The organism is bacterium (genome assembly GCA_035691305.1).
Classification (GTDB): Bacteria; Sysuimicrobiota; Sysuimicrobiia; order Sysuimicrobiales; family Segetimicrobiaceae; genus DASSJF01.
Map to the genome: position 1 here is coordinate 81,860 of DASSJF010000050.1, position 13,114 is coordinate 94,973.

The 13,114-nt window shown below is 71.2% G+C and carries 13 protein-coding genes; all 13 read right to left on the minus strand.

All coding sequences use genetic code 11. The annotated features are described in order from the left end of the window. Positions 1 to 49: 49 nt before the first annotated feature. A complete protein-coding gene (locus VFL28_09225) occupies positions 50 to 805 on the minus strand; it encodes an SDR family oxidoreductase (protein HET7264841.1) in 756 nt (251 codons plus the stop codon). Then, positions 798 to 1,772, minus strand: coding sequence for a TGS domain-containing protein (locus VFL28_09230; protein ID HET7264842.1), 975 nt, complete (start codon positions 1,770 to 1,772; stop codon positions 798 to 800). The genes VFL28_09225 and VFL28_09230 overlap by 8 nt, the downstream gene beginning before the upstream one ends. Positions 1,773 to 1,867: 95 nt before the next feature. Further along, entirely contained in the window at positions 1,868 to 2,398 is a 531-nt protein-coding gene (locus VFL28_09235) for a GNAT family N-acetyltransferase (GenBank protein ID HET7264843.1), read from the minus strand. Between the two features lie 13 nt (positions 2,399 to 2,411). Continuing rightward, positions 2,412 to 3,350 carry an LLM class F420-dependent oxidoreductase gene (locus VFL28_09240; protein HET7264844.1) on the minus strand — a complete coding sequence of 313 codons (939 nt, stop codon included), beginning with the start codon at positions 3,348 to 3,350 and terminating at the stop codon, positions 2,412 to 2,414. Positions 3,351 to 3,369: 19 nt separating this feature from the next. Further along, on the minus strand, positions 3,370 to 4,581 hold the full coding sequence (locus VFL28_09245; GenBank protein ID HET7264845.1) for an ArgE/DapE family deacylase: 1,212 nt from the start codon (positions 4,579 to 4,581) through the stop codon (positions 3,370 to 3,372). A gap of 31 nt (positions 4,582 to 4,612) precedes the next feature. Then, positions 4,613 to 5,683, minus strand: a complete 1,071-nt coding sequence (locus VFL28_09250) for a quinone-dependent dihydroorotate dehydrogenase (GenBank protein ID HET7264846.1) — start codon at positions 5,681 to 5,683, stop codon at positions 4,613 to 4,615. Continuing rightward, positions 5,683 to 7,062 (minus strand): aminotransferase class III-fold pyridoxal phosphate-dependent enzyme, encoded by a 1,380-nt coding sequence (locus tag VFL28_09255; GenBank protein HET7264847.1) that lies wholly within the window; start codon positions 7,060 to 7,062, stop codon positions 5,683 to 5,685. Before VFL28_09255 ends, VFL28_09250 begins: the two co-directional genes overlap by 1 nt. A gap of 166 nt (positions 7,063 to 7,228) precedes the next feature. Continuing rightward, a complete protein-coding gene (locus VFL28_09260) occupies positions 7,229 to 8,071 on the minus strand; it encodes a DUF6544 family protein (GenBank protein HET7264848.1) in 843 nt (280 codons plus the stop codon). 51 nt (positions 8,072 to 8,122) lie between these two features. After that, entirely contained in the window at positions 8,123 to 9,487 is a 1,365-nt protein-coding gene (gene pyrC, locus VFL28_09265; GenBank protein HET7264849.1) for a dihydroorotase, read from the minus strand. Positions 9,488 to 9,494: 7 nt separating this feature from the next. Further along, entirely contained in the window at positions 9,495 to 10,502 is a 1,008-nt protein-coding gene (locus VFL28_09270) for an LLM class flavin-dependent oxidoreductase (protein HET7264850.1), read from the minus strand. A 2-nt stretch (positions 10,503 to 10,504) separates the two neighbouring features. Continuing rightward, the gene (locus VFL28_09275) at positions 10,505 to 11,491 is read right to left on the minus strand and encodes a hydroxymethylglutaryl-CoA lyase (protein ID HET7264851.1); all 987 of its coding nucleotides are present in this window, start codon (positions 11,489 to 11,491) and stop codon (positions 10,505 to 10,507) included. Next, a complete protein-coding gene (locus tag VFL28_09280; GenBank protein HET7264852.1) occupies positions 11,488 to 11,973 on the minus strand; it encodes a biotin/lipoyl-containing protein in 486 nt (161 codons plus the stop codon). The genes VFL28_09275 and VFL28_09280 overlap by 4 nt, the downstream gene beginning before the upstream one ends. After that, positions 11,966 to 13,114, minus strand: a 1,149-nt coding sequence (locus tag VFL28_09285) for an acetyl-CoA carboxylase biotin carboxylase subunit (GenBank protein ID HET7264853.1), incomplete at its 5' end; no start/stop codon positions are given. The genes VFL28_09280 and VFL28_09285, both read right to left, overlap by 8 nt.

Genomic DNA, 13,114 nt, shown 5'->3' on the forward strand with positions numbered 1-13,114 from the left:
CCTCATCACGGTCGCCGGCGCGCACGCCACCCCGGTCCGCGGGCGGGCGCTATCGCCCGCCGCTGACGTCGAGAATGGCGCCGGTCGTGTAGGACGCGGCCGGCGACAGCAGCCAGAGAATCGCTTCCGCAACTTCGCCGGCGGTTCCCGCCCGTTTCAGGGGAATCGTCGGCGCGAGGCGCGCGGGCCGGTCCGGGTCCCCGGCGGCGACGTGAATGTCCGTGGCGACGAGGCCGGGCCGCACCGCGTTTACGCGGATCCCGTCCTCGGCCACCTCCCTGGCCAGGCCCACCGTGAACGTGTCCACCGCGCCTTTCGACGCCGCGTAGTGCACCCACTCGTTCGGGCCCCCGAGCCGCGCCGCGGCCGATGAGACGTTTACGATCGCGCCGCCTGAGCCGCCGCGGCGCCGCGACATCCGCCGCACCGCCTCCCGCGCGCAGAGAATCGTGCCGGCCACGTTCACGGCGAGCACCCGCGACAAGGCGGCCCCGGTGAGATCCTCCAGGCGTCCGGGACGCCCCGACACGCCGGCGTTGTTGACGAGCGCGGTCAGCGGGCCGAGGGCCCGCACCGCCTCATCGAACAGCCGCACGGCGTCCTCTTCGTTCGCGACGTCGCCCTGAATCGCGACGGCGTGCCCGTCCGCCCGCTCGATCTCGCGCACCACGCCGCGCGCGGCCGCCTCGTCCCGGACGTAGTTGACCGCGACGGCGTAGCCGCGCGCGCCCGCAAGCTTCGCCGCCGCTGCGCCGATGCCGCGGCTGCCGCCCGTCACCACGACCGTGCCCGCGGCCTCAGGCATGGAGTTCGAGCACGTCGCCGTCGTCGAGGACGTGCTCGCGCTGCACCATCTGGCCCTCGTACGTGCGGCTGCCCCAGACCCGAGCGTATTTGAGCCGCTCGGCGAAGTCTTTGTGCACCACCGCGGCGACTTCTTCGACCGTGATGCCCCGGCGAAAGACATAGGGCACCGACTTGTCGGCGCGCCGGCCGGGCGCCTTCGTATACACGCGGATCACGCCGAGCATCCGAAACAGCTCCTGCCTCAATGTTTCGAGGCCCGTGCCGGCCTCGGCCGACACGGGCAGGATCTCCAGTCGGGCGCCGTACGCCTCGCGGAGCAGTTCAAGACGGACGGCGGCATCCGGCGCGTCGAGCTTTGTCGCGACCAGGAGCGCCGCCGTGGCCCCTTCCCGGCCGCGCTCTCTGGCAAACTCGACCCGGCCCTCCGTCGTGAGCGCCAGCACGGCATCCATCGAGGCGAGCAGATCATCGTCGGCGAGATCCGCGACGAGCAGCGCGCCGTCGGCCTGCCGGATCAGCGCGAACAGCCACGGCTCCGCCGTCTCCGGCGCGATCGGCGGCAGATCGACCAGCTGAATGTTGATGTCCTCGTAGGGCACCATCCCCGGCAGCGGCGCGCGCGTGGAGAAGGGATACGGCGCGACGACCGGATTCGCGTTCGTCAGCGCGGCGAGCACCTGCGACTTTCCCGCGTTCGGCGCGCCGACGAGCACGACTTGGCCGGCACCCTCCCGCGGCACGTGATGCCACGTCGGCCCCTTGCCCGTGGATTTTTTGGCCCGCTGAGCCTCGGTCCGGACCTTGGCCATGCGGCGGCGGATATCCGCACGCATGTGCTCGGTCCCCTTGTGCTTGGGGATCGTGGCCATCATCGCTTCCAGCGCCTCGAGTTGCTCGTCAGGCGTCGTGGCCTGCCGGAAGCGGCGTTCGGCTTCAAGATACTGCGGTGTCAGATTGGCGGGCATAGCGACCGAATGTATTGTAACAGAGAATCCGATTCGACCTGCCGCCGCGCGTTCACCGCGACGCTATCCCGGGCGGCGCCTGCGCATCCCGCAGCCTAGTCCCCGCACGAGGGAGACAGCAAGTATGACGGATGCCGGAGGCCCGTCGGCGGGTACAGTTCTTCGTGGGTCCATCGAAAGCCGAGCTTCTCGAGCACGCGGCGGGATGCGGCATTGGCCGGGTGATGGCCGGCGAAGAGTGCTCGCGCCTCGATCGTCTCAAAGGCGTAGCCGATCACCGCCCGGGCCGCTTCCGTGGCGAGGCCGCGGCCCCAGTAGGCGGGCAGGAGATGAAAACCGATCTCGTAGATCCGTCCGTCCAGACGGTACGGCCGCAGTCCGGCGCATCCGGCGTGGGCGTCGTTTCCGAGCAGAAAGATCGGCCAGTATTGGACGCCGCGGTCGCGCATCATCGCGATCTCGGCCTCAAGCCGCGCCTCCGCCGCCTCGGCCGACAGCGGCCCGCCGATGAGCCGCGTCACGTCGGGATCGCCCCACAACGCCAGGACGAGCGGCAGATCGCCGGGCGCCCAATGGCCAAACCCCAGCCGGGCGCTCTTTAGAAAATAGGCGCGCGGCGACGTCACGCCCGGGGCATCCTCACGCGCATCCTCGCCCCGCGACCGGGAGCGCCCGCAACACCGGCACGAGATCGGCGCCCCAGCGCTCGAGCACCGCGGGATCGTAGACCTCAGCCGTTTCCGATCCGAGGATCGCCGTGTCGATGCCCGCGCCCGCCAGCCCGCGGCAGTAGTCGATCGCCTCGGGAATCGAGACACGGTCGTTCGGGGTCGCGCGCCGGGGCACGTATACGGTTTTCTCGATGGCCTCGTAGGGCCGGTGGGCGTTCGCGCAGTGCTCGCGGAGGACGGCCAGCTTGTGCGCCAGCTCGTCCGCGGTTAGGCGGTCCATGAAGTTGCAGGCGTCGGCGTACCGTGCCACCATGCGGAGCGTCTTCCGCTCGCCCGCCCCGCCGATCATGATCGGGGGATGCGGCCGCTGCAGCGCCTGCGGCACGTTGAGCGTCCGCTCGAGCTGATAGTGCCGGCCCCGGAACGGCGTCGCGCGGTCGTACGCGCCTCCGTCGGCCCACATCTGCAGCGCGATCTGCACCGTCTCCTCGAGCCGTTCGAAGCGCTGCGCGCGCTCCGGGAAGGGGATGCCGAGCGCGCGGTGCTCTTCCTCGAACCACCCGGCGCCGATGCCGAAGATCGCCCGGCCGCCCGACAGCACGTCGAGGCTCGTCACCTGTTTGACGAGCGGACCTGGGTGGCGGTAGGTCGCGGAGGTCACCAGCGTGCCCAGCTTGATCCGGCTCGTCACGCCGGCAATAAATGCCAGGATCGCATAGGCCTCCAGCATCGGGCGGTCCGTGACGCCCGGGGCGACCGGCTGCTCGTCCCAGAAGAAGTGATCCCAGACCCACAGAGCCTCGAACCCGGCCGCCTCGGCGCGACGCGCCATGGCGGCGAGCTCCGGACCGAACCTCGCCGGGCCGCCCGGTATCGCGAAATTCGCTACGCTCAAGCCAACGCGCATTTGGCCCTCCTGTTCGCCCCTACCGCGCCGCCTGTTCGGCGGTTCCGCAGAACGCGGCGATCGTGCGCGCCAAGACCCTGGTGCAGTCGACGATGGACGGGATCTCGACGTACTCCACGGCGGAGTGTCCGCCGGCTCCCGCGGGTCCGTAGATAACCGTCGGGATGCCCGCCGCGGCCAGCAGCGCCGCGTCGGTCCAGCCCGCCCCGCCCACGTGGTCCGGCCGGGCGCCGAGGACGGTCTCGGCGGCCGCGTCGATCGCGCGGATGATCTCCGCGTTCGGGTCGACCTGCAGCGGCTCCCGCGCGCCGATCAGCTCGACCGTGCCGTGGAACGACGAGTCCTGTTGCGAGAGCTGTGCCAGGATCTCCTCGATCTCGGCCCGCACCGTCGCGCCGGTCTCGCCCGGCAGTGTGCGCCGTTCGATCTGCAGCGTGCATGACGGCGGGTACGTGCTCAGCCCTTCGCCGCCTTCGATGAACGCCGCGTGGACCGACGGGCGGCCGAGGAGCGGGTGCTGCCGCCGCGGGAACACCTCTTTCTCGAGGCGCTCGATCGCGGCCAGCACGCGCCCCATATGGAAGATCGCATCGATCCCGGCGCGAACGTCGCTGCCGTGCGCGGCCCGTCCCTCGGCGCGAATCTTTGCCCACACGAACCCTTTGTGGGCGATGCGAAGCCGGAGGCCGGACGGCTCGGTGATGATCGCGGCGTCCGCCCGGTAGGTTTCGGCGACGGCTTCGGTCCCGACGCTGAGATACTCTTCATCCGCGACGAACGCCAGGGTGACGTCGCCGAGCAGCCGCAGGCCGGCCGCCCGCACCGCCGCCACGGCGGCGAGCATCGCGACCAGCCCGGCTTTCATGTCGCTGCTGCCTCGGCCGTAGAGCCGGTCGCCCTCGCGGCGCGGCTCGAACGGCGCCTCCATCCCCGCGTCGCCGACCGTATCGGTGTGCCCGTTGATCAGCAGGCTGCGTCCGCGCGCGGGGCCGGCGCCCGGCAGTACGGCGATGACGTTGGGCCGGCCCGGCGCGGCCAACTCGATCTTGGCGCGCATCCCGAGTTCTTCGCAGGCGTTCGCGAGGTACCGCGCGATCGCGGTCTCGCCGGCGGCGCCCGGCACGAGGTCCGGGTTGACGGACGGGATGCGCACAAGCGCCTCCAGCTGGCGGATGATGAACTCCCGGTCGACGAAGGACGATGGGTCCCGCGGACCGTCTACGGTACTCATGCCCTACCTCCGGCGCTCTGCCGGTAGTGCATCAGCCGGCGCTGCAGCCGACCGCGTCGCGCAGATGCCGAAAGCCGTCGCGGTCCAACAACCCGCGCAGGCCGCGCGCAACCCGGCGCGGCATCCCCGGACCGCCATAGATGAATCCCGTGTACACTTCCAGGAGCGCGGCGCCGGCCTTGATCTTTTCGTATGCGTCCTCCGCGCTCATGATCCCGCCGACGCCGATGATCGGGAGGCGGCCGCCCGTCGCCCGGTACAGGATGCGCACCGCGTCCGTCGCCAGCACCCGAAGCGGCGCGCCGCTGAGCCCGCCCTCCTCCCGCGCGAGCGGGCTCCGCAGGCCCTCGCGCCGGACGGTCGTGTTCGTCGCCACGAGACCGTGGGCGCGGCCGGCCGCCGCGTCCGCCACCGCCTCGAGTTCGCCCTCCGTCATGTCCGGCGCCACCTTGACCAAGAGCGGTTTCTCGCCGAGCGCGCGGTTGCGCGCGGCCAGCGCCGCGAGCAGCGGCACCGCGGCGTCGGGTGCCTGCAGCGACCGCAGGCCGGGCGTGTTGGGCGAGGACAGGTTCACGACCAGAAAGTCGGCGTGCGGATGAAGCCGTTCGAGCGTGCGGAGGTAGTCCGAGGCGGCATCCTCGAGCGGCGTGTCTTTGTTCTTGCCGATGTTGGCCCCAAGCAGGATCGGGTAGCGGCCCGTCCGCCGCGCGGCGGCCATGCGTTCGGCGACGACGCCGGCGCCCGGCGAGTTGAAGCCGAGGCGGTTGATCAGCGCGCCGTCCTCGGGCAGACGGAAGACGCGCGGTTTCGGGTTCCCGGGCTGAGGCCGCGGCGTGACCGTCCCGACCTCGACGAAGCCGAATCCCAGATACGGCCAGGCCCACAGCGCGCGCGCCGCTTTGTCGCATCCCGCGGCGAGGCCGAGCGGCGACGGAAACCGGAGCCCGCACACGTCGACCGCAAGCCTCGGGTCCGCGGCCGCCGCCGCGGCGGAGAGCCTCGCCCGGACCCCGCCCGCGGCGGCGAGGCAGGACAATGTGAGCTCGTGGCTCCGCTCGGGGTCGAGCCGGAAGAGGAGCGGCTTGACGATCCGCTCGTAGATCAGGTTTGTCCGCCCGCGACTCCCGCCGGCTTCGCGCGCTTGATCTCCGCGAGCACGACGTCCGCGATTTCCAAGATTTTGTCGACGTCGCGCTCGGTGTGAGCCGCGGACATGAACCAGGGGCGCGGGACGGCGAAGACGCCGCCCGCGAGCAGGCCGTGCGAGAACTCGGTCGCGCGGGCCGCGTCCTCGCCGCCGCGTTCGCGGAGGCTCGTCAGGCGCTCCAGGCCGAAATGCAGCTGGAACATCGACCTGGCGCCTGTGATCGCCAGCGCGATCCCTTGGCCCCCGGCAAGCTTCTTCAAGCCGCCCGTCAGTCGTTCGGTCAGCGCGTCGAGGCGGGCGTAGAATGCCGCCGCGCCCTCCTCGAGTACCGTGATCGTCGCGAGGCCGGCGGCCATGGACACGGCGTTGCCGGAGAAGGTGCCGGACTGGCTGATCTTTTCAGAACGGTCGGACGGCCTGCCGGTGAGCGTCACAAACCGCTCCATCAGGTCGCGCCGGCCGCCGTACCCGCCGATCGGGAAGCCGCCGCCGAGGATCTTGCCGAGCGTCACGAGGTCGGGTTTGACGCCGTAGTACTCGCCCGCCCCGCCGAGGCCGAGCCGGAAGTTGGTCACCACCTCGTCGAGAATGAGCGGGATGCCGTGTTCGGCGGTCACCTCGCGGATCGCGCCCAGAAACTCGCGTGTGGCGGGCACGCAGCCCATCCCGAACCCGGCCACGGGCTCCATGATGACGCCGGCCAGCTCATCGGCGTGCGCGGTGATGAGCGCCGCAGCCCGATCCGGATCGTTGTAAGGCAGGATCACGAGGTCCCGCAGCGTGCTCCGCGCCACGCCGATGTGGTTGAGCGACGGCTCGGGAGCGTCGACCGGGCCGGCGACCGTATTAGTGCTGACCTGGACGAGGTCGTGCTGTCCGTCGTAGTTCCCTTCGAACTTCCCGATCTTGTCTCGCTTCCGGTACGCGCGCGCGACCCGGAGCGCCATCAGCGTGGCTTCGGTCCCGGAGTTGACGAAGCGGACCATCTCGGCGTAGGGCATGTGCCGCCGCACCTTGCGCGCGAGCTCGACTTCGAGTTCCGTCGCCATGCCCGGCAGCGTACCCGAGGACAGGCGTTCGCGGACCGCCGTCATGACCGACGCCGGGGCGTGGCCCAGGATGTGGATGCCCAAGCCCATCACGAGATCGATGTACGTGTTCCCGTCGATGTCGGTGAGATAGGCGCCCTGCGCCTTGTCGAAGTAGAGGGGGTACGGTGAGATGGCCTTCGTGTTTGCGGCCACCCCGCCCGGCATCACGAGCCGCGCCTCCTCGTACACCGCCCGCGACCTCTGCGTGCGGCTCCTCACCCGGTCCACGAAGCTGTCCGCCATTCATCCCCCTCCGTTCCTCTTCCCGCCGGCGGACCGTCCGGCGCCGGACCGCGCGCCGACCCCCGCGGCCCGCTAGATGAAATTGAAGCCGACAATCATGACACTAATCCATCTTACTCGATTTTGTCCGGTCGTCCGTGTGAGACGGCCGGCGGCGACAAGTGCCTTATCGGGCGAATTCATATGTCACGCGGGTGAGACGGCCCCGCCAATAAGGCCTGGGCCCCTCGGCAAGCAGCCAGGCAACTTCGCCTTCAAGCGGTATTCGCATACCCTCGCGGAGTTCGTAGTTACACCAGCGCCCCTCCCAGGGCGTGGGCACCACGCTGCTCTTTATGCTGCGGCCACGGGCTTCGGCACGCACCGACTCGATCAGGTCGGCGCGATTGAATCGAAACAGCAGGGTCACCGTGATATCGCCGTCCCGCAGCGTCGCCTTCGCCGACGCATCGTCGACCGCTTCCCACTGTACGCCCTGGCTCGGCAGGAACGCCGTGGGGTACCACGCCGCCTCCGCGATGAAACGCATCAGTTCTCCCTGGGCAACTTTCCCCGTGCCGCGCATGTCGGCCAACTTCACCAGCCCGAACAAGGTGGCGTGCAGGACGCCTTGCCCGGCTACGTAGGCGTCGTGTACGCGCACCGCGATACCCGGAATCACGGCGACGTGCGCATCCCAGAGAAACCCCGGGCGCTTCGTGACGACGCGCTGGGCCGAGCTGAACGACCTCCACCGTTCCCCGCTCTCGCTCGTGTTGAACGTGCCCGTTTGTGTCAAGTTGACCGCCGACACGAGCGGCTGGCCGTCTTTCAGCACCGCGCGGAAATACCGCTGCACGGGCAAGGGCAGCCCGGCCAGTTCCTGTGAATTGTAGCGCGCCGGGTGGACGGCGACGCGCGCGGCCTCCAGGCGCCGGACCAATGCTCGGGTTGCGGATTGCCGGCGCCAAGCGCCATAGAGCAGCGCCAGGGCGATGACGATGCCCGGCCCGACGACGGTTAGAAGCATACGCCACAACCTCAGCGGCGTTGAGCCTGCCGTAGTACGAGAGGCGGCCGGCTAGACGATCGGCGTCTGCAGCCGTCCCTCCGGCCGTCCGACGATCTCGCCGCCCTCCATGACGACCCGCCCCCGGACGATCGTGTAGACCGGCAGGCCCGTCACGCGGAAGCCGTGGAACGGCGTGAACTTGTTCTTGCTGTGGAGCCGCTCCTGATCGATCGTGCTTTCCCTGCGCAGGTCCACGATCGTGACGTCGGCGTCGGCGCCGAGGCCGAGGTGGCCCTTGCGCGGCCACAGGTTCCACGCACGCGCCGGGCCTTCGGCCTGCACCCTGACGTAGTGGTTGAGCGTCAGCCGTCCGGCGTTGACCTGCGTCAGCATCAGCGGCACGTTCGTCTCGACCCCCGGCCAGCCGGCGGCCGCCTTCCAGATGTCGCCCATCGGGTTGTCGAGCATCTTCTCCTCGCGCGTGTGTGGCGAGTGATCGGTGCCGAGCACTTCGATCGTGCCGTCGAGCAGGCCGCGCCACAGCGCGTCGGCGTGCTCCCGCGAGCGTACCGGCGGATTGATCTTCAAGAGCGAGCCGAGCCGCATTCGCACCATGTCCTCGCCTTCCATGAGGAGATAGTTGGGGCCCGTCTCTCCCATCACGTCGACGCCGCCGTCCTTGCCGCGGCGCAGCAGGTCGACGCCCTCGGCCGCGCTCATGTGGAAGATCATCAGCTTGCTGCGCGCTTCGCGCGCGAAGAGGATCGCGCGCGAGATGGCCTCGGCTTCGGCGACGGACGGCCGCGACTCGAGGTGCGCCAGCGGGTCCGTCCGGCCCGCGTCCTGCAGCTGCTTGCGCAGGTAGTGAATGATCCCGTTGTCCTCGGCGTGCACGCCGCAGCGAAGCCCGGTCTCCGCGACGAGGCGCCAGGCCGCGATGATCTCACCGTCCGGCGGCGCCGGGATGTTGCCCACGGTCTCGCCGAGGAAGATCTTGTAGCCGACGACGCCGGCCTCCGCGAGGGGCAGGATCTCCCGGAGACTGCCTTCGACGATCACGGCGTACACGCCGAAGTCGACGTACGAAGTCCCCTGGACGGCGGCCGCCTTGGCCTGAAAGCCCGCCACCGAGGACGTGAGCGGGACCACATTCGGCATGTCGATGACGGTGGTGATGCCGCCCGCGGCGGCGGCCTGCGAGCCGGTGTTGAAATCTTCCTTGTACTCGAGCCCCGGGACGCGGAAATGCACGTGCGGGTCGATCAGTCCGGGCAGGACGTGGAGACCGGAGGCGTCGATCGTACGCTTCGCATCCGGCAGATCATCGCGGACGCTGATCGCGAGGATCTTGCCGTCTTGGATCAACAGATGCCCGCGCCGGCTCGCGGCGGGACTCACGATCGTGCCGTTCTTGACGATGAGGTCTACCGGCATGCGGCCCTTACGGACGCAGGCGCGGCCGCACCTGCTCGGCGAGCAGGCGCATCGCGCCGGTGACGATCTCGTGCGGCATGCCGGGGAAGTTCACGCGGAAGATCATCGTGGTGGCGCCGGTGAGCTCGGCGCATCGGTTGACCTCGTCGGCGCAGCGCGGCGGGTCCCCGAGGATGAACCGGTCCTGCGCGAGGCCCTCGAACGCCTGCGTCATGTCGTCGTCCTCGGGCAGCGCGCGGTGCTGGCCCCACGCCACGTACGCCGCGTACTTTTTCTCCACGTACGGGCGGGCCAACTCGATCGCGCGCGCGGGGGTCTCGGCGACGAACAGCTCGCGGCGCATCGGCAGCTCCGCGGGGAACGGTTTGCCGGCGCGCGCCAGCGCCGCCCGGTAGATGCCGGTCTGCCGCGCGATCGTCGCGAGCGTCGCGTGCGGGTTGATGACCCAGGTGTCGCCGAGCTCCGCCGCGCGCTCGACCGCGCGGTCGTTGTTCGCCGCCATCCACACCGGCGGGCCGGGACACTGCAGCGGCCGCAGGCCGATGCGGACGCCGTCCAGGCGGCAGTACGAGGTGTCGAGCGTGGCCGGCTCGCCCGCCCACAACTGCCGGATCACGCGGAGGTTGTCCCGCAGGCGCCGGACGCGCTGGCCCTTGCCGACGCCGAAGGCGTTATCCTCGACCTCCCGGTAGCCGAGCCCAACGCCGAAGATGAACCGGCCGCCGGTGATGACGTCCAGGCTCGCGGTTTCCTCCGCGACCTGGACCGGATTGAGGAGCGGCAGCAGGTAGATGGAGACGCCGAGGCGCATCGTCCCCGCCTCGGCGGCCGCGCGCGCAACCGAGACGGCGGGTTGCGGCATCGCGAACTCGTTGACGAGGAAGTGCTGGCCGAAAACGATCAAGTCGAAGCCGAGGCCGCGCGCGAGCCGGACCTGCGTCAGCACCTCGCCCCACCGGTCGGCGAGCGAGTCGGCCGGCGGGTGCTGATTGACGAGCATCAATCCAACGCGCACGGCTACGACTTCGCGTCCGCCGCGCGTCCGGCCTCCGCTGCGGGGCCGCCTTCGGGGACGACCGGTCCGGCGGCGAGGTAGCGGCTCGGGAGCGAACGGCCGATCCGGCCGGCGAGCCAGCGCGACGCGGCGGCGACGGCGTCGAGATCCACGCCGGTCTCCACGCCCATGCCGCGCAGCATGTACAGGAGGTCCTCCGTGGCCAGGTTGCCGGAGGCGCCGGGCGCGTAGGGGCAGCCGCCGAGCCCGCCCGCGGCCGCGTCGACCGTCGTGACGCCGGCCTCGAGCGCCGCGAGCACGTTGGCGAGCGCGGTCCCGCGCGTGTCGTGCAGGTGGACGGCGACGCGCGCGATCGAGATGTCCCCCGCCACCTGCTCGACGAGCGCGGCGACTTCGCCCGGCGTCGCCGCGCCGATCGTGTCGCTGAGCGCGATCTCGTAGCAGCCCATCTCGGCGAGCGCGGATGCGACGCGCCGGGCCGCGGCAGGCGGCACCCGGCCGCTGTACGGACACCACCACGCCGTCGAGACGTAGGCGCGCGCTCGCATCGCGGCGCCGCGCGCCATGGCCACCACGTCGCGGAACCGCGCCAGCGACTCGGCCACGGTCATGTTGATGTTGTGCCGCGCGAACGCGTCGGACGCCGCGGTGAACACCGCGACTTCGCGGACGCCGGCGGCGAGCGCGCGCTCCATGCCGCGGCGGTTCGGCACCAGCGCGGACAACACGGGCCGGTCACCGGCGGCCATCGCGGGCCGCCCCGTGTCGCCCCGCGTGAGCCGGCGAACGAGCGCGTCCGTGCCCGCCATCTGCGGGACGCGATCCTCCCGAACGAACGCGCCCGCTTCGATCTGGGGCAGGCCGCACGCGGCGAGACGCCGCACGAACTCCACCTTGTCGTCGAGTGCGAGCACGGCCGTCTCGTTCTGGAGGCCGTCGCGAGGTCCCACTTCGAAGACCCGCACCCGCGGTGGGACGCGCCGGCTCATCCGCGCTCCCCGTCCGCCCCCGGCGTTTCCACCGGCCGGAGTTCCGCCACGACCGCGCCGGCGTCTACCTGCTCGCCCTGGCGCACCCGCAGCGCGACAACGCGGCCGCCGTGGGGCGCCCGGATCACGTGCTCCATCTTCATCGCCTCGACGACGACGATGGGTTGTCCGGCGACGACGATGTCGCCCTCGCGTACGGCGACCCGCGTCACGGCGCCCGGTATCGGGACCTCCAGCGTGTCCTTGTGCGCCGCGCGGCGTCCGGTGCGGCGCCCCGTGCCTCCATCTGCCGCGGCGTCCCCGGCCCGCACGGCAAGCGTTTGGCCGTCGAGGTGGATCCATCGAGTCCCCGCCCGCGCCGTGGCCCGCGCGAGGTGCGACACGCCGTCCTCGCCGGTGACGCACCATGTGGTGGAGTCCAGCCGCTCGAGGCGGAGCCGGATCGCCCGGCCGCCGACGCGGGTCGTGCCGTCCTCAGTCACGCCCGCCCCCGAGCCGCCAGCCGGATCCAACGTTCCACGGATCCCAATCCCGGGTCCGTCCGCCGTTCTCGCCGCCGCGCCGACCCGGCGTCTCGGCCTCGGCGAAGGCCGCGGCGAGTCCGAGGGCGAGCTCCGACGGCGCCGGTCGCCACCCCGTGAAGTGCCGCTCGAGGAAATCGGTCGGCGTCTCCCCGCGGCGGAACGCCGCGTGCCGGAGGACGTCTTGCAGGAAGTTCAGATTGGTGCCGCAGCCGAGAATCACGTAGCCGCGAAGCGCCTGCTCCATCCGCGCCACGGCGGCCTCCCGCGTGCGCTCCCACACGATCACCTTGGCCAGGAGCGAGTCGTAGGCCGCGGGTACCTCCCATCCTTCCCGGATGCCGGAATCGACCCGAATGCCGGGGCCGGCCGGTTCGTCGAGGACGAGGATCGGCCCCGGCGACGGCCGGAACCCCTCCGCGGGATCCTCGGCGCAGACGCGGCACTCCAGCGCGTGGCCCCGCGGCGCCGCGCCGTCGTCCGAAATTCCCGCGCGCGCGAGCGTCTCGCCGGCGGCGATCCGGAGCTGCGCTTTGACCAAGTCCACGCCCGTGACCAGCTCCGTCACGGGATGCTCGACCTGCAGCCGGGTGTTGACCTCGAGGAAGTAGAAGCGCCCGCCGGGCGCCAGCAGAAACTCGACCGTGCCCGCGTTGACGTAGCCGGCGGCCCGCGCGACGGCCACGGCCGCGGCCGCGAGCTTCACCCTGGTGGCGGGATCGGCCCCCGGCGACGGTGATTCCTCGATCAGTTTCTGATGCCGCCGCTGCACGCTGCACTCCCGCTCGCCGAGCGCCGCCGTGTGCCCGTGCGCGTCGGCGAGGATCTGGACTTCGACGTGGCGCACGTCCGCGAGCCGCCGTTCGAGGAAGAGCCGGCCGTCGCCGAAGGCGGCGCGCGCCTCCCGCTCGGCGGCGCCGAGCGCCGCGCGCAGGTCTTCCGCACGCGGCACGATCCGCATCCCGCGCCCGCCGCCGCCGGCCGCGGCCTTGACCAGCACCGGGTAGCCGAGCCGGTCCGCCGCCGCGGCGAACGTCGCCGCATCCACGGCGTCTGAATCGGGCCGGAACCCGGGGACGGCCGGCACCCCGTGGCTCTCGGC

Excerpts from the sequence above, each read along its gene's own strand:
- VFL28_09230 (HET7264842.1), bottom strand. The coding sequence starts at position 1,772 with ATGCCCGCCAATCTGACACCGCAGTATCTTGAAGCCGAACGCCGCTTC.
- VFL28_09225 (HET7264841.1), bottom strand. The coding sequence starts at position 805 with ATGCCTGAGGCCGCGGGCACGGTCGTGGTGACGGGCGGCAGCCGCGGC.
- VFL28_09255 (HET7264847.1), bottom strand. The coding sequence starts at position 7,062 with ATGGCGGACAGCTTCGTGGACCGGGTGAGGAGCCGCACGCAGAGGTCG.
- VFL28_09260 (HET7264848.1), bottom strand. The coding sequence starts at position 8,071 with ATGCTTCTAACCGTCGTCGGGCCGGGCATCGTCATCGCCCTGGCGCTG.
- VFL28_09245 (HET7264845.1), bottom strand. The coding sequence starts at position 4,581 with ATGAGTACCGTAGACGGTCCGCGGGACCCATCGTCCTTCGTCGACCGG.
- VFL28_09240 (HET7264844.1), bottom strand. The coding sequence starts at position 3,350 with ATGCGCGTTGGCTTGAGCGTAGCGAATTTCGCGATACCGGGCGGCCCG.
- VFL28_09275 (HET7264851.1), bottom strand. The coding sequence starts at position 11,491 with ATGAGCCGGCGCGTCCCACCGCGGGTGCGGGTCTTCGAAGTGGGACCT.
- pyrC (HET7264849.1), bottom strand. The coding sequence starts at position 9,487 with ATGCCGGTAGACCTCATCGTCAAGAACGGCACGATCGTGAGTCCCGCC.